The organism is Brevibacillus thermoruber 423 (assembly GCF_000454065.1).
GTDB lineage: Bacteria > Bacillota > Bacilli > Brevibacillales > Brevibacillaceae > Brevibacillus > Brevibacillus thermoruber.
In genome coordinates this window covers 270,374-296,230 of sequence record NZ_KE695654.1, presented here as the reverse complement: position 1 = coordinate 296,230, position 25,857 = coordinate 270,374, and the positions used below count along the sequence as shown (strand labels likewise).

General features: G+C 54.1%; 30 protein-coding genes. 22 read left to right on the top strand and 8 right to left on the bottom strand.

The features are described from left to right. Position 1: 1 nt before the first annotated feature. The 21 genes from M516_RS0120930 to M516_RS0120825 all read left to right on the top strand — a co-directional run bounded on the left by M516_RS0120930 (position 2) and on the right by M516_RS0120825 (position 18,792). A complete protein-coding gene (locus M516_RS0120930) occupies positions 2-1,612 on the top strand; it encodes a gamma-glutamyltransferase family protein (protein WP_029100854.1) in 1,611 nt (536 codons plus the stop codon). Between the two features lie 227 nt (positions 1,613-1,839). Beyond that, complete coding sequence (locus tag M516_RS0120925) at positions 1,840-2,031, top strand: hypothetical protein (RefSeq protein WP_029100853.1); 192 nt, start codon at positions 1,840-1,842, stop codon at positions 2,029-2,031. 274 nt (positions 2,032-2,305) lie between these two features. Then, entirely contained in the window at positions 2,306-2,758 is a 453-nt protein-coding gene (locus tag M516_RS0120920) for a prepilin peptidase (protein WP_029100852.1), read from the top strand. 225 nt (positions 2,759-2,983) lie between these two features. After that, positions 2,984-3,814 carry a Flp pilus assembly protein CpaB gene (gene cpaB, locus M516_RS0120915; RefSeq protein ID WP_029100851.1) on the top strand — a complete coding sequence of 277 codons (831 nt, stop codon included), beginning with the start codon at positions 2,984-2,986 and terminating at the stop codon, positions 3,812-3,814. Positions 3,815-3,817: 3 nt separating this feature from the next. Next, positions 3,818-4,975, top strand: a complete 1,158-nt coding sequence (locus M516_RS0120910) for a CpaE/TadZ family protein (protein ID WP_029100850.1) — start codon at positions 3,818-3,820, stop codon at positions 4,973-4,975. Positions 4,976-4,987: 12 nt separating this feature from the next. Further along, positions 4,988-6,373: a TadA family conjugal transfer-associated ATPase gene (locus M516_RS0120905; RefSeq protein WP_029100849.1), complete on the top strand. Its 1,386-nt coding sequence runs from the start codon at positions 4,988-4,990 to the stop codon at positions 6,371-6,373. Beyond that, a complete protein-coding gene (locus tag M516_RS0120900) occupies positions 6,351-7,277 on the top strand; it encodes a type II secretion system F family protein (RefSeq protein ID WP_029100848.1) in 927 nt (308 codons plus the stop codon). The genes M516_RS0120905 and M516_RS0120900 overlap by 23 nt, the downstream gene beginning before the upstream one ends. 4 nt (positions 7,278-7,281) lie before the next feature. Continuing rightward, complete coding sequence (locus tag M516_RS0120895) at positions 7,282-8,220, top strand: type II secretion system F family protein (RefSeq protein WP_029100847.1); 939 nt, start codon at positions 7,282-7,284, stop codon at positions 8,218-8,220. Positions 8,221-8,334: 114 nt separating this feature from the next. Further along, a complete protein-coding gene (locus M516_RS0120890) occupies positions 8,335-8,550 on the top strand; it encodes a hypothetical protein (protein WP_035290422.1) in 216 nt (71 codons plus the stop codon). A 109-nt stretch (positions 8,551-8,659) separates the two neighbouring features. Beyond that, positions 8,660-10,096 carry a vWA domain-containing protein gene (locus M516_RS0120885; RefSeq protein ID WP_029100845.1) on the top strand — a complete coding sequence of 479 codons (1,437 nt, stop codon included), beginning with the start codon at positions 8,660-8,662 and terminating at the stop codon, positions 10,094-10,096. Positions 10,097-10,118: 22 nt separating this feature from the next. Beyond that, positions 10,119-11,573: a vWA domain-containing protein gene (locus M516_RS0120880; protein ID WP_029100844.1), complete on the top strand. Its 1,455-nt coding sequence runs from the start codon at positions 10,119-10,121 to the stop codon at positions 11,571-11,573. A gap of 474 nt (positions 11,574-12,047) precedes the next feature. Then, complete coding sequence (locus M516_RS0120875) at positions 12,048-12,848, top strand: hypothetical protein (RefSeq protein ID WP_051188326.1); 801 nt, start codon at positions 12,048-12,050, stop codon at positions 12,846-12,848. Positions 12,849-12,863: 15 nt separating this feature from the next. Continuing rightward, entirely contained in the window at positions 12,864-13,703 is an 840-nt protein-coding gene (locus M516_RS0120870; protein WP_029100842.1) for a hypothetical protein, read from the top strand. A 29-nt stretch (positions 13,704-13,732) separates the two neighbouring features. Next, positions 13,733-14,449: a YciC family protein gene (locus M516_RS0120865; RefSeq protein ID WP_029100841.1), complete on the top strand. Its 717-nt coding sequence runs from the start codon at positions 13,733-13,735 to the stop codon at positions 14,447-14,449. Positions 14,450-14,486: 37 nt separating this feature from the next. Next, positions 14,487-14,900: a TadE family protein gene (locus M516_RS0120860; protein WP_238551021.1), complete on the top strand. Its 414-nt coding sequence runs from the start codon at positions 14,487-14,489 to the stop codon at positions 14,898-14,900. Continuing rightward, positions 14,901-15,566 carry a Tad domain-containing protein gene (locus tag M516_RS0120855; RefSeq protein WP_029100839.1) on the top strand — a complete coding sequence of 222 codons (666 nt, stop codon included), beginning with the start codon at positions 14,901-14,903 and terminating at the stop codon, positions 15,564-15,566. It abuts the gene before it with no gap. A gap of 48 nt (positions 15,567-15,614) precedes the next feature. Beyond that, positions 15,615-16,925, top strand: coding sequence for a VWA domain-containing protein (locus tag M516_RS0120850; protein ID WP_029100838.1), 1,311 nt, complete (start codon positions 15,615-15,617; stop codon positions 16,923-16,925). A 131-nt stretch (positions 16,926-17,056) separates the two neighbouring features. Next, positions 17,057-17,257, top strand: coding sequence for a hypothetical protein (locus M516_RS0120845; RefSeq protein ID WP_029100837.1), 201 nt, complete (start codon positions 17,057-17,059; stop codon positions 17,255-17,257). A 33-nt stretch (positions 17,258-17,290) separates the two neighbouring features. Beyond that, entirely contained in the window at positions 17,291-17,491 is a 201-nt protein-coding gene (locus M516_RS0120840) for a hypothetical protein (RefSeq protein WP_029100836.1), read from the top strand. Positions 17,492-17,543: 52 nt separating this feature from the next. Further along, entirely contained in the window at positions 17,544-18,014 is a 471-nt protein-coding gene (locus tag M516_RS0120830) for a vWA domain-containing protein (protein ID WP_238551020.1), read from the top strand. Positions 18,015-18,027: 13 nt separating this feature from the next. After that, positions 18,028-18,792, top strand: coding sequence for a hypothetical protein (locus tag M516_RS0120825; protein ID WP_029100834.1), 765 nt, complete (start codon positions 18,028-18,030; stop codon positions 18,790-18,792). Between the two features lie 96 nt (positions 18,793-18,888). On the opposite strand, the gene M516_RS0120820 is transcribed toward M516_RS0120825, so the two are convergent. Continuing rightward, positions 18,889-19,800, bottom strand: coding sequence for a LysR family transcriptional regulator (locus M516_RS0120820; protein WP_029100833.1), 912 nt, complete (start codon positions 19,798-19,800; stop codon positions 18,889-18,891). A 94-nt stretch (positions 19,801-19,894) separates the two neighbouring features. Between M516_RS0120820 and M516_RS0120815 the strand changes: the two genes are divergently transcribed. Next, positions 19,895-21,079: an MDR family MFS transporter gene (locus tag M516_RS0120815; RefSeq protein ID WP_051188325.1), complete on the top strand. Its 1,185-nt coding sequence runs from the start codon at positions 19,895-19,897 to the stop codon at positions 21,077-21,079. An 18-nt stretch (positions 21,080-21,097) separates the two neighbouring features. On the opposite strand, the gene M516_RS0120810 is transcribed toward M516_RS0120815, so the two are convergent. The 7 genes from M516_RS0120810 to M516_RS0120790 all read right to left on the bottom strand — a co-directional run bounded on the left by M516_RS0120810 (position 21,098) and on the right by M516_RS0120790 (position 25,811). After that, positions 21,098-21,679, bottom strand: coding sequence for a hypothetical protein (locus tag M516_RS0120810; protein ID WP_029100831.1), 582 nt, complete (start codon positions 21,677-21,679; stop codon positions 21,098-21,100). Positions 21,680-22,137: 458 nt separating this feature from the next. Next, positions 22,138-22,785: a VanZ family protein gene (locus tag M516_RS24125; protein ID WP_051188324.1), complete on the bottom strand. Its 648-nt coding sequence runs from the start codon at positions 22,783-22,785 to the stop codon at positions 22,138-22,140. A gap of 129 nt (positions 22,786-22,914) precedes the next feature. Then, positions 22,915-23,247, bottom strand: a complete 333-nt coding sequence (locus tag M516_RS25035; protein ID WP_081656629.1) for a hypothetical protein — start codon at positions 23,245-23,247, stop codon at positions 22,915-22,917. Continuing rightward, a complete protein-coding gene (locus tag M516_RS25030; protein WP_081656628.1) occupies positions 23,232-23,618 on the bottom strand; it encodes a RidA family protein in 387 nt (128 codons plus the stop codon). Before M516_RS25030 ends, M516_RS25035 begins: the two co-directional genes overlap by 16 nt. 126 nt (positions 23,619-23,744) lie before the next feature. Then, positions 23,745-24,203, bottom strand: coding sequence for a hypothetical protein (locus M516_RS25325; protein WP_193747008.1), 459 nt, complete (start codon positions 24,201-24,203; stop codon positions 23,745-23,747). 43 nt (positions 24,204-24,246) lie between these two features. Further along, the gene (locus tag M516_RS26375; RefSeq protein ID WP_420796332.1) at positions 24,247-24,690 is read right to left on the bottom strand and encodes a WapI family immunity protein; all 444 of its coding nucleotides are present in this window, start codon (positions 24,688-24,690) and stop codon (positions 24,247-24,249) included. Positions 24,691-25,478: 788 nt separating this feature from the next. After that, positions 25,479-25,811 carry a hypothetical protein gene (locus M516_RS0120790; RefSeq protein WP_029100828.1) on the bottom strand — a complete coding sequence of 111 codons (333 nt, stop codon included), beginning with the start codon at positions 25,809-25,811 and terminating at the stop codon, positions 25,479-25,481. Positions 25,812-25,857: the final 46 nt, after the last annotated feature.

Sequence of the window (25,857 nt, the reverse complement as noted above, 5' to 3'; positions counted from 1 at the left end):
TATGACACACTTTGACGCAATGGAGTACCCGTACGCGTCCCGGCGTATGACGACGTATGCGAAAAACGGCATGGTGGCCACCTCTCAGCCGCTTGCGGCGCAGGCCGGATTGGACATCTTGAAAAAAGGAGGGAACGCCATTGACGCCGCGATCGCCACGGCCGCCTGCCTCACCGTGGTGGAACCGACGGGGAACGGCATCGGCAGCGACGCGTTTGCGCTGGTCTGGACCAACGGGGAACTGCACGGGCTGAACGCGAGCGGTCCCGCGCCGCAGGCCATTTCCATCGAAGCGGTGAAGGCGAGAGGGCACGAAACCATGCCCACCTACGGCTGGATTCCGGTCACGGTGCCGGGGGCGCCGGCGGCATGGGCGGAGCTGTCCCGCCGCTTCGGCCGCCTGCCGCTCGCGGAAGTGCTGAAGCCGGCGATCGAGTACGCGGAAAACGGCTACCCGCTTTCCCCGACGCTGGCCCGCTACTGGGCGATCGCCTACAACAAGTTTTCCCAGGTGCTGAGCGGTGAGGAATTTGCCCCCTGGTTCTCCACCTTTGCTCCGGACGGTCGGCCGCCAAAAGCGGGCGAGATCTGGAAGTCGCCCGGCCATGCCGAGACGCTGCGGCAGATTGCCGAGACAGGAGCGGAAAGCTTCTATCGCGGCGAACTGGCGGAAAAAATCGACACGTTTTCCCGGCAGTGCGGCGGTTTCCTGCGCAAAGAGGATTTGGCCGCCTACCGGCCGGAGTGGGTCAAGCCGATCAGCGTCAACTACCGCGGCTATGACGTCTGGGAAATTCCGCCCAACGGCCAGGGCCTGGTGGCGCTGATGGCCCTGAACATTTTGAAGGGTTTTGCGTTTGGGGAGAAAGAGACGGTTGACACGTACCACAAGCAGATCGAGGCGATGAAGCTGGCGTTTGCCGACGGGTTCCGCTACATCACGCAGCAGGACAAGATGAGCGTGACCGTCGAGGAGCTCCTGTCCGACCGGTACGCCGACGAGCGGCGCCGCCTGATCGGCGAGCGTGCGCTCACGCCGGAGCCGGGCGACCCGCGCTCCAGCGGGACGGTCTACCTGGCGACGGCCGACGGGGAAGGCAACATGGTCTCGTTCATCCAGAGCAACTACATGGGTTTCGGCTCGGGCATCGTCGTGCCGGGAACGGGCATCGCGCTGCAAAACCGGGGCCACAACTTCTCGCTCGACCCCGCCCACGACAACCGCCTGGAGCCGGGGAAAAAGACGTACCACACGATTATCCCGGGCTTTTTGACCAAGGACGGCAAGGCGGTCGGACCGTTCGGCGTGATGGGCGGCTTCATGCAGCCGCAGGGGCACGTGCAGGTGGTGATGAACACGATCGATTTTCACCTCAACCCGCAGGCCGCGCTGGACGCCCCGCGCTGGCAGTGGCTGGAAGGGAAAACGGTGGAGGTGGAGCGCCACTTCCCGGAACATATCGCCCTCGCCCTGGAACAAAAGGGGCACCAGATCAAGTGGGGATCGTTTTCGAGCAACTTCGGCCGCGGCCAGATCATCTGGCGGGACGAAAACGGCGTGCTGATCGGCGGCACCGACATGCGCACGGACGGCTGCGTGGCCGCGTGGTAAGCGTTTGAGGCAGGCGAGAACCGGCAGTTAACAGAAGACAGACGAAGATCGCGTGAGGCGATAACAGGAATGCCAAAAGAACTATACCGTTCTTTTGGCATTTTTGCTATATTTTTCTTGTTCTTGGCAATGGTGAATGAGGCTGTCTGTCGGTACCGTCACAGAGAGCAGGGCGTTTGTCGTTGAAGGGAGGCAGGCTGCAAACTCATGGAAAGGGTGCAGGGATCTTGAGTGTAGGCCTTTACATCGGACTGATCGTGTTCAACTCTTTTCTGACAATCTTGGTGCTGCCCGGATTTGTGCGAAATTGGAAACGGCTCAAGACCCATGCGATGAAAGGCCGAGCCATTGCCGCGGCATTCACCGTAATCTGGCTGTGGCTGTGCATTCTGTACCAGACCGCTGTCTACCTAAGGTAGCGGTGCAGCGGTGAACCAATCGCGCCGATGCGCATCACCGCCCAGACCTTGTTTGTCATCTACCCGTACCGATTGAAACACCCCGGTTTTTCTCCACCATCCCCCCGACCATTCGTCGAACCGCCGGGCTGTCCGCCCTTCCTGCAGCCGGACGCGAAAAACGTCCCTGGGTCTTTTCGACCAAAAATTTTTCAAACCTTGCAACCTTTTCCTGACAAATTCCGTCGATGATGGTGAAAACACCCACCCCAAATAATGGGAAGGAGGGCATGGATTGCTGTCCCCGTTCGTGACCGTTCCCGTTTTTCTCATCATGGCCGTGTCCGTCTACACCGACCTGCGCCGACGCATGATTTACGACTGGCTCACGCTGCCGGGGATCGCGTACTTCCTCATCTTTCATGCCATCGCCCACCCCGGTCAATGGGTGACGTATGCGCTGGGCGCGATCGTGTTGGGCGGGATCTCGCTTGGCATGGCTGTCGTCAGCAGCGGCCAACTGGGGGGAGGGGATATCAAGCTGTTTGCGCTTGTGGGCTCCGCCGTGGGGTGGCAGGCCGGGCTGCTGATCATGGCCCTTGCCTACATCATCGCGGGATTTGTCGCCATTCCCCTGTGGGCCATCGGAAAAAGATGGGCGGCAGTAGGAAAATGGAAAGAGGTTCCGCTGGCTCCGTTCATAGCGGGGGGGACGATTCTCTTATACATGACGGCAGCCGCTGTCTGATCCACCCCGGGGAGACGGCCGTGCTGCGGCAAATCTTTTCCTTATTTTGTAACTTACAAATTGCTTTCGAAATCTTTCGACATGTTTCGCGGCTGGCATGATGGAGCATCCAGGAACCCCATCCTGCGCTTTCCGACCCAGTCGTGAGCCGATCCGCATGGTCTGACAGCATCATGCCGTGTCTCGCGGCTGACACCATTTATCCAAGGAGAGGGAATCATCTGCATGCTGGAATCCAAACGACGTGCCATCATTTTTCTCACATTGTCCTTTTTGCTTGCGGCTCTGGCGGGCTTTCTGTTTCTGAAAAAAATCAAGGATTTGAACGCCGAACTGGGGGAAATGGTGGAGATTTACGTGGCGAACGCCGACATTCCGTCCCGCTCGCTGATTCAGCCGGATCAGTTGACGACGAGGCCCATCCCGAAGAAATACGCGGATCAATCCTACGTGACCGACAAACTGAGCCTGAAAAACCAGGTGACGGTCGTTCCCCTGTCCAAGGGCGACGTCATTACCAAAAACATCCTCAAGCCCGCCAACATCGTCCGGGACCAAAATCACCGCCTGATTACGGTGTATGCCGGGGGGAACATCATCTTCGACCAGGAACTGGAGGCGCTGGACCGCGTGGATGTCATCATCTCGCACGAGGTGAACGGTAAGCCGGTGACGGAAGTGTTCATGAAAGACGTGCCGGTGGCGATGGTGGCCAAATCGGAGGGCAAGTTTAAAGGCGTGGCGCTGGAACTGCCATTTGAGGACGTGCCCCGGTTCATCCATCAGCAGAACTACGCTGAGCTCATGCGGATCCTGAAGGCCAATGTCGGCAAAGGAGAAGCGGCCATTCCCGAGCCGTTTCAAGAAACGAAACCCGGCCAGCAGGAGACGCCTGGCAAAAGCCCTGCGCCCGGAACCAAACCGGCCGCAAGTCCGGCGGCAAAACCGGCGTCACAGGCGCCGCAGACACCTCCTGCGCCGCAGACATCCCCTGCGACGGCGCCAAACGCGGGACAGCCCGCGAAGCAGCAAGCAGGAACCAAAACCGGAGGGTAAGGCATGAAAACGGAACTCAACATTCTCGTCGTAGCCGATTACGATTCGGTGAAAGACCTGTTGCGGGAATGGCTCGCTCCCTACGAGCATGTGCAGTACACCACATCGATGGAAGTGAAGAAAGAGATTGACCGGATCGGACCCGATGTCGTCCTGCTCGTGCAGCCGGAAGACGGGGCGGGGGTGGAACTGGTTCAGTACATACAGGGCGAGCTGCCCGAGGGAATTGTCATTTTTCTCACGGAAGAGCAGGATTTCGTCCTGCTGCGGGATGTCGTCCGCGCCGGTGCGGTTGAATACATCGTGATGCCCGACGAACTGGCGCTGCTGACGGACCGTCTGGAGAAAATCTCCGAGCTGGCGCAGATGCAGCAGCGCAAAAAGGGAGCGGACGCGTCCGGCAAGGCGTTGGTCCGCGGCCGGGGAAAAGTGTATTCCTTTTACAGCGGAAAAGGGGGGAGCGGCCGTACGCAGCTTGCCACCGGCTTTGCGCAGGCATTGAAACTGGAATCCACCGCCAGCGTCCTGCTGATCGACCTCAACCTGCAGTACGGCGGCGTGGAAACCTTTCTCTCGCTTGACAGCAGCCGCACGCTGGCCGATCTGATGCCGGTCATGAACGAGATGAACGAGAACCACATTCGCAATGTGGCGCAGCGGGAGATCCATTCCAAGCTGGAAGTCCTGGTCAGTCCGCGCGATGCGGAGACAGCGGAGCACATCTCGGAGGAATTTGTCACCCGGTTAATCCGCGCCAGCCGCCGCAGCTACGATTTTGTCATTGTCGACCTGCCGTCGTACATGAACGAGCTGACCTACACGGCGCTGACGGAGTCGGACCTGATCTACTACGTGATGAATCTCGACACGCCTTCGGTTCAGATCTACCGGCTCGCGGAAGAATTGTTCAGACGGCTTCGGATCGATACCGCCGGCAGGCTGGAAGTCGTCGTCAACCAGGTGGGCAGGGACAACGAATTGGCCGTCTCCGACTTGAAGGGGTTGATCACCGCCCCGATCACCGCCGAAATCAGCAGGGATCACCAGGGCGTTCAGGCGGCCGTCAATCAGGGGAAGCCGCTGCAAAAAGAAGCGAACGAGAAAAAGCTGTCTCCTGCGGCGAAGGACATTCGCAAATGGGTGCTCAGGAAATTGTCGTAAGGGGGGAGTTCGATGGCATTATTCCGACGCAGGCACGAAAAGACCCCGCCTGGCGATGAGGCGCCCCGGACCCTTGCATCTCCGCTTGCGGCTCCTTCCTACAATCCGTACCTGGACGAACTGGCGGAACATTACAAGGCCCGACTCTTGCGGGAGACCAACCTGGAACGGCTGACCAGCCTTTCGTCGACCGAGATGCGCCTGGCGATTGAGCGCCTGGTATCCCAATACATGTCGGAAGAAAAGGTCGTCATTCCGCGAAACGAAAAGGAACTGCTGCTCACCCGCCTGATCAACGAATCCGTCGGCCTGGGACCGCTGGAGCCGCTGCTGAACGACCCGGAGATCACGGAAATTTCGATCAACGGCCACAGTCAGGTGTACATCGAGCGGAACGGCCGCCTGGAACTGACCGATTTGAAGTTTCGCGACGAGGAGCATCTGCGCCACATCGTCGACCGGATCGTGGCGCCGCTCGGACGGCGGATCGACGAGAGCTCGCCGATGGTGGACGCCCGTCTGAAGGACGGCAGCCGCGTCAACGCGGTGATTCCTCCCATCAGCCTGAATGGCACGCTGGTCTCGATTCGGAAATTCCGCAAAGACCCCTACACCATGGATGACCTGATGCAGTTTGGCTCGTTCAACGAGGCGATGTCCCGCTTCCTGCAGGCGGTCGTCGAAGCGAAAATGAACGTGCTCATCTCCGGAGGCACCGGGAGCGGGAAGACGACGCTGCTCAATGCCGTAGCCTGCGCCATTCCCCCCTATGAGCGCGTCATCACGATCGAGGATTCGGCGGAACTGAGGCTGGCCCACCCCAACTGCGTCGGGCTGGAGGCCCGCCCGCCCAACATGGAGGGAAAAGGGGAGATCACCATTCGACAGCTCGTGAAAAACTCCCTGCGGATGAGGCCGGACCGGATCATCGTCGGGGAGGTGCGGGGCGCCGAAGCGTTTGACATGCTGCAGGCGATGAACACGGGGCACGAAGGATCGCTCACCACCGTTCACGCCAACTCGCCCCAGGATGCGTTCAACCGGCTGGAGGGCATGGTCGTGATGGCCGGCATGGATTTGCCGTCTTCCATCATTCGGGAGTACATCGTCAGCGCCCTCGACATCATCGTGCAGGTGACGCGTCTCTCCGACGGGACGCGCAAGATCGTCTCCATTTCGGAAGTGGTGACAACCGAAGAAAAACGCGTGGAAGTAAACGAAATCTTCCGCTTCCAGCGCACCGGCATCGGGAGCAGGGGGGAAGTGCTGGGGTACTTCGCCGCAACCGGCGTCGTGCCCCGTTCGCTGGAAAGACTCAGAACGTTTGGTATCGAGATTGACGAATCGCTGTTTGCGACAGGCGAGGTGAAACGACGTGAGCATCTCCATTCTGTTTAGTCTCTCCGTTCTGCTCGGGATATGGGGGCTCTATGAATACCTGGGATACCGGGCGAAAAAGACGGAATGGAAAAAACGAGCGGAAGAGTGGTACGATGTCAAATCCCAGCGCAAAAGTTTTCTCCTCGACTGGGGGGATCGCTTCGACCGTACCCCCCATGCCAGGCAGATACAAGGCAAGCTGATCAAAGCAAATATTTCCCTTGCCCCTTCCGAGTATTACGGCATTATGCTGGTTGGCGCGTTTGGGTTGGCCTTCTTTTTCAACAACGTCGTCGGGCTGACATTTCCCTACAATCTCATCGCCGGCTCCGCCGCCATGTACCTGCTGCAAAACCTGCTGTTTCTCGTGCGGCGAAACAAGTACCAGGAGCGCTTGAACGACCAACTGTCGGAGGTGTGCCGCCTGCTTGCCAACTCGCTGCGCGCAGGGCTTACGCTGACACAGGGAATTGAACTGGTGGCCAAGGAAATCCCGCAGCCAGCCGGGCAGGAGTTTACACGCATGGCGCGTGAAATGCGGTTGGGAGTCAGTTTTGACAAGGCGCTCGCCGATATGGAAAAGCGCATTCCGACCCGGGATTTTCGGATTTTTGCGGCCACGCTGTACATCCAGCGGCGCGCCGGAGGGAACCTCAGCGAAGTGCTGCAGGAGATGGCAGAAACGCTGGAGGATCGGCGGATCGTCAACCAGGAGATCAAGACGATGACCGCCGAACAGCGCTACGTCTCCATTCTGGTACCGATCATGCCGATCGCCCTGGTGCTGATGATGAACACGATGAACAAGGGGTTTATCGATCCGCTGTTCTCCGGCTTCGGACTGATCCTGCTGGGCGTGTTTATCCTGGGAACGATCCTGTCCTATGTGCTGGTCCGAAAAGTAACCAATATAAAGGTGTGAGACGATGGACGCGCTCATGGTCACCTGTCTGTTCCTGTGTTTGCTCTTTTTCGCCATTTTTTTGAAGGAAACCTACCGCTATTCCGTGGAGAAGGAAAAGCTGCTCACCCACATCCACGAAACCACGGGAAGACGGGGATACGAGATCCGCAAGCGGGAAACTTCTGCCGAAAAGTGGATGAAAAAACTGCTGCAGTACAGCGACGATTACGCGGCACTGGGGCAGAGGATCAACTTTTTCAGCGAGTCGCACGAGGTGGAGGAGTGGCTGCTGAAAGCGGGCCGCCCGTTGGACCTGAGCGTGGAACGCTTCCAGGGGACAAAAATCCTGCTCGCCCTGATTGGCGTCATCGCCGGTACCGTTTTCTTTGTCCTCGGCTTTCCGCTCGCTCCCTACGGCCTGATCGTCTGGCCGATGGTCGGCTACTTTTTGCCGATCATCCTGCTGAAAAGAAAGGCGAGGGAGCGGCAGGAGCGGCTTCGCTACGATCTGCCCGAATTTCTCGATACGGTAAGCGTGACGCTGCAGGCGGGCGTCAGCCTGGATCAATCGCTGCGCTCGGTTATTCAATTTTTTCCCGGACCGCTGCAGGAGGAGTTCTCCCGCTTCAATCAGGAGCTGGATCTGGGAGTGCCGCGGGAAAAAGCGTATGAGCAGCTGCTGCGGCGCAATGACAACCCGGAGTTTCAAATGCTGATCAAAGCGCTGATACAGGGGATGCGCCTGGGCGTTCCGATCGCGGTCACGTTCAAAATCCAGTCCGAGAACATGCGGCGCATACGCAAGGAGCTGATCAAGGAGAAAGCGGCAAAAGCCTCGCCCAAAGTAACCCTGATCACCACGTTTGTCGTGGCGCCTACCGCGATCGCCCTGATCGGCGGATTAATGGTGTTAAACATCTTGGAGAACACTTCGATGTTTTCCGACATGTTGAGCAAATAAAGCATGGACTTTGGGGGAGGTGATACCTTCGTCAGAATGGTTGTTTGAAGGGTTGGGAAGTTTGGAAGAATGCAGGATCACAAACATTTTTATCCATGAAGGGAGACATGAAACATGATGACAAACACGATTCAAAAATGGTATGCCAAGATGCTGGTATCCTTGAACAATCAAAAAGGGGCCCAGGCAATTGAGTGGATAGCGCTTGCGGGGGTGATTCTGGCTGTGTTTGCTTCGATTCAGTTGTTTTTTAAGGGGGATGATGCAGTTGGAAGTGCTGTTTCCAATACTCTGTCCAAAATCATCGAAGGCATTGGTGGAGGAGAATAATTAACAGATATATTGTTTGGCTAATAGGTGCTGGCAATCAGTCATCTGTTTTGCCAGCTTCTTTACATAATGAGTGGCTCAAACAAAAGGAGGAGGCGTTGCTTCTTTCATGAGAACATGCAAATCATTTTTTTTCCTTATCCTCCTCGTTTTTATTAGCGGTTTGTATGGTTGTTTTGCTGATAGGGAGGAACCGGTCGTTACAGAACCTTCTTCTAAAAAGCCAGAGTCACAATCTGTACAGCCTAATGACATTGATCATGAAGAAAACGCAACGTCTGGGGAAAGCCCCATCGACAAGGAAAAGCAGATCGAGGTACTCAAGGCTTTAATACCAGAAGGAGTGACTCAATTCCCCGAAACAGCAGAGGATTTTTATAACTTACCACCCGGACGCTTTTCAGGCGTTCAATATGGCAAGCAGAAAGAAGAGATCGATAAGGTGCTTCAGCAATTCCCCCATATCGAAAATCCAGATCGCGAAACGCTTGAGTTGTACTATCTCGCCCTGCTCGGTCTGTTTGCCGAAGATTATCCAGAACCGCAGGAAATTATCAACCAGATCAAGCTTGCTTCATTTGGCAGCCCGGAGATGGATGATCCCCGTTTTCAGTTCAAGGAGCAGTACAACGTGATGATCGTGCTGGACGCCAGCGGCAGCATGGGCAATATGGCGGGCGGCAAGACGAGAATGGAAGCGGCCAAGGAAGCGATCCGCTCGTTTGCCGCCTCCCTTCCCGCCGATGCCCGGGTGGGACTGCGCGTCTACGGACATGAAGGAACGGGATCGGAAGCAGACAAAGCGCTTTCCTGCAGCAAAAGCGATGTGATGTATCCCCTGCAGGCGTATGACCAGCAAAAACTGGACAGTGCGCTGGCGCAGTTCAAGCCTGCCGGCTGGACGCCGATTGCCCTCGCCCTCGAGCAGGCGCAGAAAGATTTGCAGTCGTACAAAGGGGAGCAGAACACCAATATCATCTACCTGGTCAGCGACGGGATCGAAACATGCGGCGGCGATCCGGTAGAAGTGGCAAAACAGTTGGCTGACTCTGACGTGACACCCATCGTAAACGTCGTCGGTTTCGGAGCAGACGGGGAAGCGCAGCGCCAGCTCAAGCAGGTAGCGGATGCCGCAGGGGGCCGCTATGTACTGATCCAGGATCAGCAGGAGTTGAAGAAGGAGTTTGAACAGGCAAGCAAGATCGCCCGAAAATGGATTGAGTGGAAACGTGGGGCAACTTATGATGCTTTATCAGAAAAACTCTCTCAAGGTGTAGAAATCAGTGTCTATGGATCCACCTGGCAGCGAATGTCAGTTCGCGAAAGCTATAATTTTCTCTCTGCCTTTTACGAATTAGAAAGACGCAAAATATTGGATAAAAGCACCATTACCAAACTGAAAGAGATCGAAAAAACACAAAGCAAATTGATTAAGCAACGAGGAGACGAAATGAAGACTTTCCTTGAAAATTTGAACGCCAAAACATATAAAGAAGCAATTGACGCGATCAACCGGCAATATAGCGAAAATGTAAAGAGAAATTAGCTGATGCAAGGAGGTGGAGGAGATGAACACACAAGTAAAAAAGGGACAAATGCTGTTCGCCATCCTTCTTGTATGTTTCATCAGTCTGTCAGCTTGTTCGGGAGAAGAGCAATCAACCAGCACAGGCTCGTCCGAGACCTCCTTGCAGAACAACGGCAAGGAAACGGCGGAGACGGCAGGCAGCAATCCTGACGGAGAGCCAATATCCACCAAACAAACCGCCACCAGCCGGGAAGAGCAGATCGAGGCGCTGAAAGCACTAATCCCGGACGGCCTGACCAAACTCCCGGAGACAGCGGAGGAGTTTTACAACCTGCCTCCGGGACGCTTTTCCGGTGTCTCGTATGGCAAGCAGGATGAGGAAATCGAAAAGGTGCTTCAGCAATTCCCGAACATCGAAAACCCCGATCACGAAATAATCAAACTGTACTACCTCGCCCTGCTCGGCCTGTTTGCCGAAGATTATCCAGAACCGCAGGAAATCATCAACCGGATCAAGCTTGCTTCATTTGGCAGCCCGGAAATGGATGATCCGCGCTTTCGGTTCAAGGAGCAGTACAACGTGATGATCGTGCTGGACGCCAGCGGCAGCATGGGCAACATGGCGGGCGGCAAGACGAGAATGGAAGCGGCCAAGGAAGCGATCCGCTCGTTTGCCGCCTCCCTTCCCGCCGGTGCCCGGGTGGGACTGCGCGTCTACGGACATGAAGGGACGGGAGCGGAAGCAGACAAAGCGCTCTCCTGCAGCAAAAGCGATGTGATGTATCCCCTGCAGGCGTATGACCGGCAAAAGCTGGACAGTGCGCTGGCGCAGTTCAAGCCTGCCGGCTGGACGCCGATTGCCCTCGCCCTCGAGCAGGCGCAGAAAGATTTGCAGTCATACAAAGGGGAGCAGAGCACCAATATTATCTACCTGGTCAGCGACGGGATCGAGACATGCGGCGGCGATCCGGTAAAGGTGGCAAAACAACTGGCCGACTCTGACGTGACGCCTATCGTAAATGTCGTCGGCTTCGGAGCGGACGGGGAAGCGCAGCGCCAGCTCAAGCAGGTAGCAGAAGCCGCAGGGGGCCGCTACGTACTGATCCAGGATCAAAAGGAACTGGAAAAGGAATTTCAGCAAGCCGAAGAAATTGCCCGCAAGTGGAGGAAGTGGAAGGATGGGGCCTCTTATGAAGCACTTTCAGCCAATTTATCGCAAGCAGTAGATATCAGTGTATATGGTTCCACCTGGTATCGATTAACCGTTCGTGAAAGCTATAATTTTTTCTCTGCTTTTATGGATATGAGAAGGCTGAAGATACTGAATGAACAGACGATAGAGGAACTGGAAAAAATTGATGAGCGGCATGAAAAATTGGCAATCCAAAGGGGCGACGAAATGGAAGCCTTTCTCGACGAGTTGAATGACAAGACGTACAGGGAAACCATCGATGCGATCAACAAGCAGTACAGCAAAAACGTGAAGGCAAAGTAACAAAAGGACAGGAGGGCAAAGGTCGTGCGAAGTAGAGGGAGAAGGTCTTGGTTGGCTGGTATCTTCGCCTTGTTGATTCTGTTGATGAATGTATTCCCGGTGGTGGTGCTGGCGCAGCCGTACGTACCGAGCCTGGGAGGGGGAACTTATCAGGCTCCCCAACTGCAAGCTCCCGATTTGCAGGCTCCCCAGCGGGAAACACCCCAATTGGAAGTACCGCAATGGGACGTGCCTGATTTGGAGCCGCCGCCTGGCAGTCCGCCTGTGCTGCAGACTCCGCATGGTGATACACCTCATTTGCAGCCGCCAGCAGGCAGTCTCCCTGGACTTCAAGCGCCCCGCGGCACAGTACCCGCATGGGAGTCTCCTGCTGGACGTGTGCCAGCCCTCCGCCCCCCTGGAGGCAGCGTGCCTGGCCTGCAGGCTCCAGATGGATCTTCGCCTTCCCCAACACCGGGAGCAGGGGTCCCCGGAGTGCATCCCCCGGGCAGCAATCCCCCCAGTCTGAACCCGAACGGCGGATCGGCTGATTCCGAGCCTTTTGGCGAGACCTTGACATACAAGATGATGGAGCTGTCCTTCAAGGATGTGATTGGCGGGACACTCAGCTATTCAGCCGGCTTGCTGGAAGGCGGAACCGTAACGGCCAGGCAGGGCGGAGCCGGCTATGCCAATTTTTTATTTCAGCTTGGGCTAAAGGGGATTGATATCGGCCTCCAGGATACGCCGTATGGCAATCTGACAGGGCTTGCGTTGGATGGCTTGGGTGCCAAAGGGGCGTATGACAGTTACAAATTTATTGTACAGAGAAATACGACCTCCATGTTAGGGGGAATAAGTGCACAGCGTTCGATTTCAAACAGCGTGCAAGGCGTTACAGGTGCTGCGGGTGCTGTACGAGTGCCCGGAATCGTTACCGGCTTAAATGTTGGTGTTGCTGCCATCAGTCTTCCATTTGACATGTATAATACGGTCAGCCAATTTCGGCAGGCGTATGATTCCAGGTTGGGTGAAGACAAGCAGAATGAAAAGTTTGTGGATGGGATAGGCAGCCTGGGAAGCACCTTTATGGACGCGGGGATTATCGCCTCCGTCATTCCGGGAGGACAGCCGATAGCGGTTGCGCTTGTCGTGACAGGGGGTGTACTCTGGGCAGGAAGCCGATTGGTAAAATGGTCCAACAAAGCCTCGGGAGGAGCGCTTTCAAAAGGAATCAGCTCGGTTCGCAAAGGAATCGGCAAAGCAATCGGATGGATGAAGTCCATCTTTTCTTAACGGAGGTCGTAGCACATGATTGTGAAAGAAACAGCAGAAGTCCGCAAACAAATCAACAACTACAAACGCTTCCTGGAAAAGCCGGAGCTGTTTAACCATGCGGCACTGCTCAACGACCAATTCTATTACAACGTACAGTACTGGCGAATTGGCAAAAAAGAAGCGGTCGGATATCTGATCCTGCGCAGCGACGGAAGTGTGCCGCCGCGTTCGGAAGCATTACCGGTAGTAGAGCGGTTTATGGTCCATAACAACTCGGCCACGAATTTTCTGACGACCTTGGCAATTGAAAAAGAAAAACCCGTATGGATGTACGAACAAAAGCGGGATTATCTGCGCCAGTTACTCCCTTATTGTGAACCAATCATGGATGTACAAACCCGCAAGGATGCTCATGATTTGATTGAGGTTTGCGAGTACATGATTGAAGGCCAGGATAAATTGCGAGAGATGTATGACACTGGCCTGCGCTATCACAAAGAAATGGTTGCACGCAATTATGTGGTGGAGGAAGACGTCAAATTGATACGGGAAATTTTGTACGAGTCCGATTTCCTGATGTACCAGGGCGTGCGCATGCAGGTGGACGTGCAGGATGCTGTAGATCGTCTTTACGCCTGGTTTCAATCCATGGAACGCAACCTGGGAGAACAGCGGAAAACCGTAACAAAGCTGCTTCATCTTCTGGGCGATTACAAAAGAAGCGGAGTCAGAAGAACGATGGAAAAGTCGGTTCGGGATATGGAAATAAAGGGGGTAACGTACCGGAATGTCGAGGAAATGAAGCAAGCTTTTGACGAGAAAAACAAGGAGATTTTACAGGATAAGGTTTTTGCGATTCTGCGCAATCCCTAAGCGTACGGGAACAAAGGAGGTGCAGATCAATGAATCCGATGAAAGAAAGCATACGGTTTTACACGCGACATATCGAAGCGCTGCTGCTTCTGTCGGGGGTGATTCTGTTTCCGTTTCTGCTGGTCCACAATTTTACGATCAATTACGTCAATTTTCTGGCTGCCCTGACCGGCGCCCCGATTGTGTCCAGCTTTTATAACCTCTTCCTGCTGCTTCTGTTTTTGACCGTGGTGCAAATCGTGTTTGCCCAATATGTGATAAGCGAGCTGGAGGGGGAGGAACGGCCGCTTCGCCATGCGTTCCGCACCTTTTTCGAGACAGCGTTCTCCGTGTTTCTGTTCGGGATCGTCTATGTGCTGGCGGTATGTTTCGGGCTTATGCTGTTTGTCGTGCCGGGGGTGGTTCTCTTGATCCTGTTTTACCTTACGCCGTTTCTGGTCGTGCTGAAAAAGAGATCGCCCTGGAAATGCATGCGGGCTGCCTATGAACTGGGAAAACGGCATTTTGTTCCGCTCCTCGGTCTGATCCTGCTGGCAAGTGCGGTCCAGTGGCTGATCAGCCTGGCCGGGCTTGTCTCCGTCACCTACATCACGACCAGCTTTGGGGCGGTCTTCTTCACCCAACTGCTGCTGACCGTGCTTGTCTTTCCGTTTTTGGCGGTCATGTTCACGATGTACACCTACAAGTGGAGCGAAGAGAGCGTACACCGCGCCAGTGCGGATGCGGCAGCGGCGGTGGAAGGGTAACATGGGCAGCAGCCAGCAAACGGAGGTGACATTACGGATGGGTGAATCGGTCCATTGCCTGAACAATGAAAAAGGCTCTGCCACCGTGGAGTTTATCGGGATTTTGCCGTTTGTCTTTCTCATTCTGCTGATTCTCTGGCAGTTTTTAACCGGTGTCTACGCCGTCATCATTGCCCAGTCGGCAGCAAATGAGGCGGCCAAAGTATATGCCGTCACGAGAAATTTGGACGAGGCGATGAGCGCCGCGCAGCATATCGTAAGCTCCGCCGGCGGGGGCATATCCTATGACAGCGGCGATTCGCACATTTCCGATGAGGGCAGCTACTTTACGGCGAGAATCGGTGTCGATCTCGACCTGTTCTTCATTCCTGACATAATCAAGCAGAACATGGCGGAGGAAGACAAAGTCATTTCGCTTGGCCGCGAGGTTCGGGGACGGGTGGTTCATTGAATGGGACAGGTGAAAAAGCTGCTTGGCAACCAGCGGGGAAATATGACCGTTTTCGTTCTGACGATTTTTTTCTTTCTGTCTCTCGTCATGTTCACGCTTCTCTTCAACATGTCCAACATCTTTGTAGACAAGGAAGTGGCGGCCAACAGCGCGCAGCAGGCGAGCATGGCGGCTGTGCAAATCATTTACGAAGAGGCGGAAGAAGCCATACGCGAATACGACAGGTCGATTGCAGGCATGCTGAACCCGGACTTTATCATGGGGGAAGTCGATCGGGAAAAGATGCGATTGCGCAGCGCTCATCCTGATTGGTCGGAAAGCGAGGTCCGCTACCATGCCATTGATAACGTGCTGCTTTCACACGTACCGGCAAATGGTTCGCTGTATGGTTTTCTCTATCAAGGCTTGGCTTCTGCACAAGATGAAATTCCCGAAGTAGTAGGGGAAATCTTGCAAGCCAACGGTGCGACGCGCAGCGGATCGGTCGTCACCATGTTTGACAGCGACATGCGGATCGAGGTGGAGACATCGGTCCGCTACCAGAGCGAAACTTTTGGACTGGCGTTCCTGAACACCGATACGGAACAGGTGAAGCAGACGGCGAAAAGCAGACGGATCGCTTTTGCCGAAGTGATGGGATGGGGCGGGAAACGCATCACCTTGTAAGCATGACGACACAGCAGACAAACAAGACGCCGGGGAGGCGATCACTACATGGCGTTCAAAAACAAATGGTCTCGAATGCTGGGCGGCTTGGTTCTGACCATGTCGCTTAGCGGTTGTTCATGGGGAGCAGCCGTTACAGGCTCAGCGCCGAACGCTTCCCGCTTGCCGCAAACCACGCAGGAATTGATCGCCGCACAACCGGGCCCGCTGGCCGGCACACATTTTTATCTGGCCCACTATCCTCAGCGCAGCGACATCGCGAACATACTGGATCGCCTGCCCCCCCTGGTAGACGGCTTGGATGAAGCGATGGTGCAGGCGTACGGGGAGAAGCTGCTTGCCCTGTTTGCCGAAGACTACGCAAGTCCGCAGACCGTTGTGGACCGCTGGCGTGTGGCGTCTTTCGGCAGCCCCGACATGGAAGATGCCCGGTTTCAATTCAAGGAACATTTCAACGTGGAAATCATTTTGGACGCGAGCGGGAGCATGGCCGGAAAAATCGGCGACAAGACCAAGATGCAGTTGGCCAAGGAAGCGATTCAAGCATTTGCGGAAAGCCTCCCCGAGGGGGCGAGGGTGTCCCTGCGCGTCTATGGACATAAAGGCAGCAATGCCGACGAGCACAAACAGCTCTCGTGCGGCAGCAGCGAGCTGGTCTATCCGCTGCAGCCGTTCGATGCGCAGAGGCTGGCGGAGGCGCTGCATCAGTTTGAACCGACCGGCTGGACCTCGATCGCCCGCTCCTTGCAGTTGGCACAGGTGGATCTGGCTGCGTTCGGAGCCGAGGACAACACCAATGTGATCTATCTGGTCAGTGACGGGATCGAGACGTGCGACGGCGATCCGGTCGCCGCGGCCAAAGAGCTTTCCCGGTCGCATATCATGCCTCTCCTGAACGTCATCGGGTTCGACGTCAATGCCGATGGGCAGAAACAGCTCAAGCAAATTGCCCAGGCGGCCGAAGGGTTGTACGCAAACGTGACGAATCAGGAGCAGTTCCAGGCAGAGCTGGAGAGAGCCCGGGGGATTGCGGAGAAGTGGGAAAAGTGGAAGCGGGACGCGCTGTCGGAAGCGGATGTGGTCCGCATCGACAGGCGCAAGTGGATCGACCGGTACGACCGGGATTGGTATGAAAAGAACTGGCGGGAAAGTCTGAACGTGGGGGCGGCGATCGAGTATTTGGCCGCCACCGGGAAGATCGGCAGCCAGGCAAAAACGTACCTGACCCGGATGCGGCAGGAGCGGGAGGCGTTGGTCACCCGGTCGAAGGAAGAGCTGACGGCCTATCTGTTGAACCTGACAGAGAAATCGTATGAAGAGATGAGGGCGGAAATCGAGCAGAAATACCGAGGGGAGTGAAGCAGGTTGGTCATGTTTGAAGGAAACTTTTGGATTCGTTGAACGTATCTTTCCAGTATAGTTCTCAAGCATGGTAACAGAGATGGTCATATGATTCGGCGCGATCCGCCAGATGAAAGGAGAGGGATGTCTTGACGGGAAAAGAAGAAAAGATGCAGCGGTTCTTGAACGTTTTGGGGATCTTTGTATATGGCATTTGCCTGCCGCTCTCTTGTCTCTTCATGGTTTTGGGTGAGCGGATTCCGTACGGTCTCATTGCAGCCTGGGTTCTCTTCCCGTATATGGAGCAGTCGGCCATGGAACAACTTCGTCGAAAGGAAGCGAAACGATGATGCTCCAACAATTGCGGATGGAAGGTGTGTAGCATGTCCAAGCAGGTACATAACTGGCAGCGATTTTGGAAGTTCATGATGATCTACTTTTACGCGTTTATCGTACCCGCCACCGTTTTGCTGGCAATTTTCCGGAAGGATCTTCCCTTCGAGCTGCTGATTCTTGCGGTCGCACTGCCGTTTATCAAGAGAAATCACCTGAATTTCGTCAAAAAGAAACATGGGTCAACCTAGTCCAGCCAACGCTAGAAACAGTGTGATCGAGGGAGGAGGGAAGCGGGCATGTGTGTCATCGTCGCGCAGTCGGCAGCCAATGAAGCGGCCCAAGTATACGCGATCACGCAAAATAAAGGCGATGCGCTGGCTGCCGCCAAGCACGTTCTCCATTCGGCGGGAGGGGGCGTCGGTTACAACAGTGGAGAATGTGATCGATCTGGTCAGTGACGGGATCGAGACGTGCGACGGCGATCCGATCGCCCCGGCCAAAGAGCTTTCCCGGTCGCATATCATGCCTCTTCTGAACGTCATCGGGTTCGACGTCAATGCCGATGGGAAGAAACAGCTCAAGCAAATTGCCCAGGCGGCCGAAGGGTTGTACGCAAACGTGACGAATCAGGAGCAGTTCCAGGCAGAGCTGGAGAGAGCCCGGGGGATTGCGGAGAAGGGGGAAAAGTGGAAGCGGGACGCGCTGTCGGAAGCGGATGCGGTCCGCATCGACAGGCGCAAGTACATCCAATACAGTTCTCAAACACAATAACGGAGATGGTCATATGGAAATGTTTATTGTCTGCCTGTTTTCATCAGTTCCACTACTGCTTCTGGTTTTTGGTTTTATGCGATCGTCGCGTGTATTGAAACGCATCGGCCTGCTCTCGTACATTGCCATGGTGGGGATTGTTTTTGCAGTTCATTGGTATTTCCATTCCGTTTATGGATTTCCTTTTTTTCTTTCCTTACAGGAATCGGCGGTTGCTATTGTCGTCCTTTTTCTGATGGGCGTTTTTTTTCTGTTATCTGTAATCATTGCCCACTTTAAAACCCCAAAATCGGTTCGCAATACAAAAGCGGTTTCCTTGTTCCTGCTGGCTCTTTTCGCACACGTGTCTGTTCTCTGTTTTTTCCTTTTTCCTGTGGGCGGCAAATGGGAATATGCAAACCTGTTGAATCGCGCGGCGAAAGTGTTTGAGAAGGAGGAGAACATCAGGGATGGCAAGATTCGTGTTGAACTGGTGTTTTCCGCCCCGAGACCATGTTGGCGGAACTGTTCCGATCAAGATTACCGCAATCTGTTTATGGTGAAAAATTATACGAATCAGCCGATGCACGTACAACTGAAGATTGAAGTGTTTAATGCCCGAAAGGAACCATTGGGCCACATTGAGTCTCTTGAAACCATTCTCCAGCCAGGTGAATACCGTCCGGTGATTGCCAAAGAGAGCAATGAAGAGCACAGCGTATGGGATCAATGGACGTTTACGTCAGATGAGCAAGTCGCTTATTTTCGATACTGGTATGACGCCAGACCAGAACGATGACGGTAGTGAAAGGCGGCGCCCTGTGCAAGGAAGCGGACAGCGTCGGAGGGGGAGGATCCGCCTCCTTGAACATGAGCGATAATGAGCGAAAGCCTGTCATTCCGGCTGCTTCTGAAACAACCGGATCACGTTTTGCAGCATGTCCCGATGAGGTGCCGTTTTCCGGTACACGGCACAGATCGGCAGGGTGAGGCGAAAGGCGGGCAGAGGGACGAGCCGCAGCTTTCCCCGTTCGACCGCTTCCTGCACGCTGGAGGCAGGCTGCAGGGCGATGCCGAAATCGGCCTGGACCAGTTTTTGCTGCGCAGCCAAACAGTCGGCGTCGATCCGCAGCCCGGGCCGGATGCCCGTCTTCTCGATCCATTGGTCCAGCATCGCGGTGATGTGCGAGGAAGGGCCTTTTCGCGCCGGGAAGGCAATCCACGGGATGTCGTTCAGGCAGAGCGGGGCGAGCGGTTCTCCGCCGCCGTCCTCGCCGGGAAACCAACGGCTGTGCGCTGCCCGGATCACCACCAGCGGTTCTTCGCCCAGCGGCACGTATTCGAGCCGCTCGTCCTTGTCCCGGAAGAAGCGGAAGCCCACGTCCGCTTCTCCTGCGGCGACGAGTTCGCTCACCTCCGCGCTTCCGACCATTTTGATGTGCAGTTGGCGCAGAGCGGGAAAGCGGTCGCGCAGCTCTTTCAGCCTGTCGGTAAACGGCGTTTCCGCCAAGGTGGCGGACATGGCGATGCAGGCGGTCGTCCATCCGCCTTTTTCCGCGTCCACGGCCGCCCGCAGGTCGCGGACGCTGCCCAAAACGGTCTCGGCGTGAGGCAGCAGCGTTTTTCCTTCCTTGGTCAACAGCAGGTGATTGCCGACGCGCTCGAACAACGTGCAGCCCAGCGCGTTCTCCAGGCGGTCAATGCGCCGGCTGACGCCCGGCTGCGTGACGTGCAGCACGTCGGCGGCGCAGGTGATGCTTCCGCACTTGACGACAGTGACAAACGTCTCCAGATCCTTCAGTTCCATATCATGATTATTTGTCATGACTTTTATAAAATCAAGTGATTTGTAATCATGAGCCCTCTCCCTGGATAATGGAACCAGAAAGGAGGGGAGAGGGATGGAGGCACACGCAACGGAACGGCAGCAGGAGCGGTTGGGCACACCGGTCCGCGTCCTGCTCGCCGCCACGTTTTTGATGAATGTCGGCAGTTTTGCCGTCGTGCCATTTTTGGCGGTCTACCTGACGCACACCCTGCACTTGTCCGCCTGGCAGGTGGGCAGCGTGCTGACGGTGCAGCTCCTGTGCGCGCGGCTGCTGCCGCTCGCGACGGGAATGGTCGGCGACCGGCTCAGCCACAGCCGCAACCTGGTGACGGGCGTGCTGCTGCGGGGGCTGGGGTTTGTCGGCCTGGCGCAGAGCGGCTGGTTTGGCTGGGTCTTTGCCGCCTCCGCGTTCGTGGGGATCGGCAGCGCCTGGTACGATCCGTCGGTCAGCGCCGTGTTTGCCGGGCAGCCGGAGCGGCAGCGAAAGCGGGCGTTTACGCTGTACAATCAGGCGCTGAATGCGGGCGCGGTGCTGGGGCCGCTGGCCGGCGCCGCGCTGATCGCCGTCGACCCGACCCTGCCGTTTTACTGGGGAGGCGTCGTCTTTTTTGTCATGGCCGCTCTGCTCTGGTATTACCGACGCCATTACCGGACAGTCCGGACGGAAAAACGCGTGCGGGACAGCATGAGCCGCCTGTGGGCGGACCGCCGGTTCGTGCGGTTCACCTGCATCATGGTCTTGTTTTGGGCGGTATACACGCAGTTGTCCGTCTCATTTCCGCTGGAGATGATGCGGATCAGCGGGGAGGAGCGGTGGGTCAGCGCGCTGTTCGTGGTCAACGGGACGTCTGGCGTCGCGCTGATGTTTCTATTGCGCCGCTTTATCGAACGGCGGCCGCCGCTGCAGGTGGTGCGGACCGGACTCTGGTGGCTGGGGCTCAGCTTCTGTCTCGTGCCGCTGGTTCCCGGCGCGCCGCTCGTCTGGCTGCTGTTCTGCATGCTGCTGTTTACCCTGGGGGAGACCATGGTGCTGCCCGGCTCTGACCTGGCCATTGCCGAGTGTACGGAAGGCGAGGATGCGGGGGCGTACTTCGGCATGTACAAGCTGTCCTGGGCAGCGGGCGGGACGGTGGGCAATTACGCCGGCGCCTGGTTGATGAACCAGGGCGGCGAGGTGTGGCCGTGGATGGTGTACGGCGCGGCGGGTTTCTGCGCGTGCGTGCTGATCGGGCGGCTGGAGCGGAATCCGGCCAGGTGAGCGCAACCCGTTCAGCCGTTAATCGTAGGCGAAGGTCACCACCTGGTTGAGCGCGGTGTCGACGCCGACCGCGATGGTTTTCAGGCCGTCGGTGTAATAGAAGAAGCGCCTGCTCGTCTCCGGGTCGTCAGTCGACGCCCTGACGAACCGGATGGCAGAGGGAGTCAGCAGCTTTTCGGTGCGTACGAATTCCGCTGCTTTTCGCTCCAGCTCCGCTTCGTTCAGGCTGCTGGTCGTCTGCTGCCCGTCCGGTCCGATGACGTCGATGGACAGGGAGAGCACCTGCCTGGTTTTGGGGTCGATGACGGCGTGAACCCCCGCGATCTCGCCCGCTTGCGCCTCCCGGGTCAGGATGGCGTGAACGGGCACCCCTCTGTATATGGGCGACCACGCGCCGTCTTCGGCCCTCTCAGCCGGGTCTTCCAGCGTGATGTTCCGCTCGCGGGTGTCGACGTCCACGTGAAAATACTGCCTGACGGCGGTCTGCGCGATGTAGGCCGCTTCCTCCTTTGTCAGGCCCTGTACGTCATCGGGCGAATCAGCGCATCCGGCCGCCAGGATGACGACCAGGGAAACCACTAGTCTCCGCCATTTTTTCATACCGGTGTTCCTCCAAGCTCGACAGTCATGATCCTCCACTATCGTAGCAGGGACGGGCGGTTTCGCAAATCGATTTTCCTTTCCGTTTTCTTACGAAGTTGTAATGTTCGCAGCAGAAAAAACAAGTAAATTGTGTATTCTCTAAAACAGGGATAAAATGGAAGTTGCTCGATAAACGAATCATGTAAAGGGGAGTCATTCACTTGTTCACCATTCGACCAGAACAACATGGGGATGCGGCTGCCATAAGAGACGTGCATACGCTAGCTTTCCAAAGAGAAAACGAACTATTACCCCAGGTTCGGTTTTCAACCTGCAAAGACCAAAGGAATTGAGCCGCCATTCCCGGTACCTGATGAAGTGTTCATGGTCTATGAAATCAAGAAGGGCTCGCTGAACGATCGTAGCGGCAAAGTGAAGTACCCTCCTGTCTTTGACGTTGTGACCTAGCTCATGCATCAGCAATCGATGGACGAGCTGTCAGCGTTCTCTTTCCGCGTGTTTGTGCCTGAACGCGAACAGACTTCATGCATGTATGCAAGCAGCGCATTCGGCGGGAGCTTTACCCTTTCCACCGAAACGGTAAACAGCCAGGCAAATATCTTGAACAGCAGAAAGCCGAACAGTACGCCCGTGAAGTTGTGGATAACGTCATTGATATCCACGTACCGATACGGAAACCCTAGCATGAGCGAAAGAAACAACTGCAACAGTTCAATGGTGACCCCCACTGTCAAACCGACAAGAACCAATTTTTTCAGATGAATGCGCGTAAGAAAAGGAATGCCGAATCCGAAAGGGATCGTCAGCAGCACGTTCAGCAACATTTCGCGATCAAATCCATTCCGCATGGAGCTGTCGCTGAACGGAATCAGATTGATTCCTTTTGAAAAATCGATGGCGGGCCCGGCGTGTATCGCAATTACGCGAGGATCAACGGGAATGGGAAACAACGTATACTTGAGGACATGCAGCACGTAGACGCAAAAGACAAAATAGAACAGCAAAAAGGGGTACCTCTTTTTCCGGGCAACCTTCAGAATCAACATAGACAGCAAGATGACAGCCATTCCTATGTAAAACGGTGAACCTTCAAACAGCAGCACGGGTTGCCCTCTCCTTTACCGGGTTATGCGTGAGCTTCGACATCTGGTGCATTCACAAAGAAAATCATATCATAAATGAAAAATAATGGGAGGATGCGCAAGGCTCGTGACCATGTACTTGTATCGAGGTTAGCGATCAAGACAACGATGGGCACGTTCATGGAGCGCGGTCGCGCTGGCAGGGAGCTCGACCTGCTTATGCGGCACGCCACCGGCGTTTCCAAAGCGACCAATGTTGCTCGATACACCAAGAACCTGCTTGAAGCCGACGTACCGAATCTGCTGATAGGCTGGCATCGCGACGTGGACGATATATGGCGTAAAGAACTGGTGCAATTTAAACCGGCCGTGTATACGGGAAGTGAGAGTGACCGCCAGGAAGACGAAGCAGTTCGACGGTTTCTCGAAGGAGACACCAATGTAGGCGGCGTCAAGCCGCCGATTCATCAGCGTGCTGCCCATGCTTCCACTTCAACCTTTATGTGGGGTTGAGCTAAAGCTGAAACATAGGCCATGGTCGTTGCAGGTGGATTCCCGTCATGGAATTCGTTCCACAACGCCAGAAATTTCTCCCGATCAATTGTTTCCGTTAGCCAAATATTTATTTTGATTATTCCTTCACACGTTACACCTTCACTACTTAAAATACGCGTCACATTGTTAAATGCGTTTCTTAGTTGTTCTTCAACATTTTCTGGTATATTTCCATCCAAGTCTGTTCCAACCTGCCCGGACAGAACGAGTAAATCCGCATCTCTTGGGATAATTGAAAGATGTGTATAAACTCCAATCGGAGGTGCTACATTGTCTGGGTTTTTTCGAATAACTTTCAAATTGATACCTCCTAACCAATTATTAGGGGATTATACCATATCTATGAAGGTTTTAACACAACATTATGTGTGACAAGGAGGAATCTGGATGAATCAGACGCAGGTAATTACAAAATGCTCAATATGTTAAATTCCTATGTGCAAAATACAGTAACCATCTGTTAAAGCTCTATCAGCGAGGTTTGCTAAATCTTTTAGTAGCTTAGTTAATTCAGTCCTATCGCATCGTATTTTTTCATAACCACCTTCCTCAATTCTTTCGCTGCTTGAGTGAGTGTATGCACCTTTAAGCTGAAAGGTCTGTGGAGCAAGGGAGAACAGGGTGCACCAGGAAAGACAGATGTCCCTGAGGAGAGCAGCGCCACCATCCTGGACAATTGTGACACCATGGTAATTAAGGCCGTAATCTGCGGGAAAATTCCGTTTTCCTGGATTATAGGTGGGTATCCACATAAGTGAGTCCCAGATGTATGTGATGATATCATCGTGAATCACAACTATTCCTTCGTGTGGAGGAGATAGATAAAACTGACGATCTACCATGATTTCTTTTCTGATTAAAAAAAATTCATGTGTTAATGGCATTCCATCAACCTCGGTATATGTAAAGTGTAGCCTGTAAAATCATCTATTCGCGAGGATTTCCGATTACAGGATAATTCTCTAACAGTAATTCAAGTTCTTTAATAAGTGGAGGTAAGCACGATTGATCTGAAGTAAAGGAAAAATGTAAGGTAGCCCCGATACCAGGAGGATAGGAAGTTTCACAATTCCATTCGAGGTGGCCTGTATTATCGATTTTGCAATCAAGATCAATGTAACTCTCCATCGACCTAAAAGTTGCGGTACCAGTTAAGTAACGGTCAATTGCTGTTAGATCGACCATAAAACTCCGGAACTCATCTGTTCTGAGTTGGGCTGGAAATGAGGCTTTGTATCCCGGAATTTCAGCTTCGATATTGCAGTTTAACCAGTTACCGTCCCAAAAATCTGACTGGTTTGGGTAGCTTCGATTGAAAGCCGTGATAGTGATTCGGGTATCCTCTCTACCCCTGATGGTTATCTGCAACATGATCACCCCAACTTGGTTTTTAATTAAATTGTCAGTAATACCAGACCCTTAAATAGAGGCATAATTATTCATTCAAATAGTTATGATTCTGGTTCGAACAAAGAGTATTTGCCGCCTGGAGTTGATACGAGCAAAAAGTCAATGTTACCTTGCAGTTGCCATCCTTCAAAAAAAGAACTGTCATGAAATAAGTCAAGAGTCAAACCGACATCAAAATGAATCGATAAATCAGAAGTTTCCGCATCATGGAAAATACGTGCAATTCTTTTTCCAACAAGCACATCTTTTACAGATTGATGTGAATACCTTTCGGGTACTTCTCTACAGTCTGTTTTACCAACTATAATGATCGTTGCTTCTTAAACGCCAAGGACATTCGATCATTAGCCAACCGCATTCAAAAATTATCCCTAACGGTAAGTTGGATTCAGTATTTACGTCAGTCACGTGCTGTCCAATGAAGAATGAAAAATCGATATCACTTTCTTTTGTCACCAAGGCAAGACCCCCTTACAAAGAAAAGTAGGAAGAGGAAGGTTAGTTAATTTTATCAGATACAGATTATTAACACACCGGTAATGAAGTAAAAAGGTGAGGTCTAAACGTGTTTGTAAAGCTTGAAATACACCAAAATAGGAGAAAGAGGCCTTCAGCCGAAAGCCTCTTTATATAAACGAGATGGTTTATGGTGTAGTGACTGAAACATTTTGCAACTCATATTCACTGTATAAACTCCCTTAATTATCCCTTTATTACTCAGATTTTGAGAAAAATTTGCATATTGTTAATTAAGTAATGAAGCGAAGTAGATTCCGCCAGAAGGGGGTTTCTAATCCTCCCCAAATGATCAGAAAGATTCCGGTAAAGATTGTGAGAGATCCCGAGGTCATTTTTGATTCAAAACGAATGGCACTAATTCCCCAATTTCCTACTTTTGTCATTGCTTCCTTACGATACTTTTCTGGATCAAATGAATTAGATGTGATTGATAAAGAAGATATTGGTTCGAATACTGTCGAAACAGTGTCTTCAGTTTTTTCCTTTAGAGTCTTGGCTTCATTCACCATAAGAAGGCCGACGATAATGAGGATGATCCCTATGATGATCTTTGGAGTTCTCATCTACTTACCTCCTTTGTGTCCTAGTTTGTAATACGAGATTTGGTAA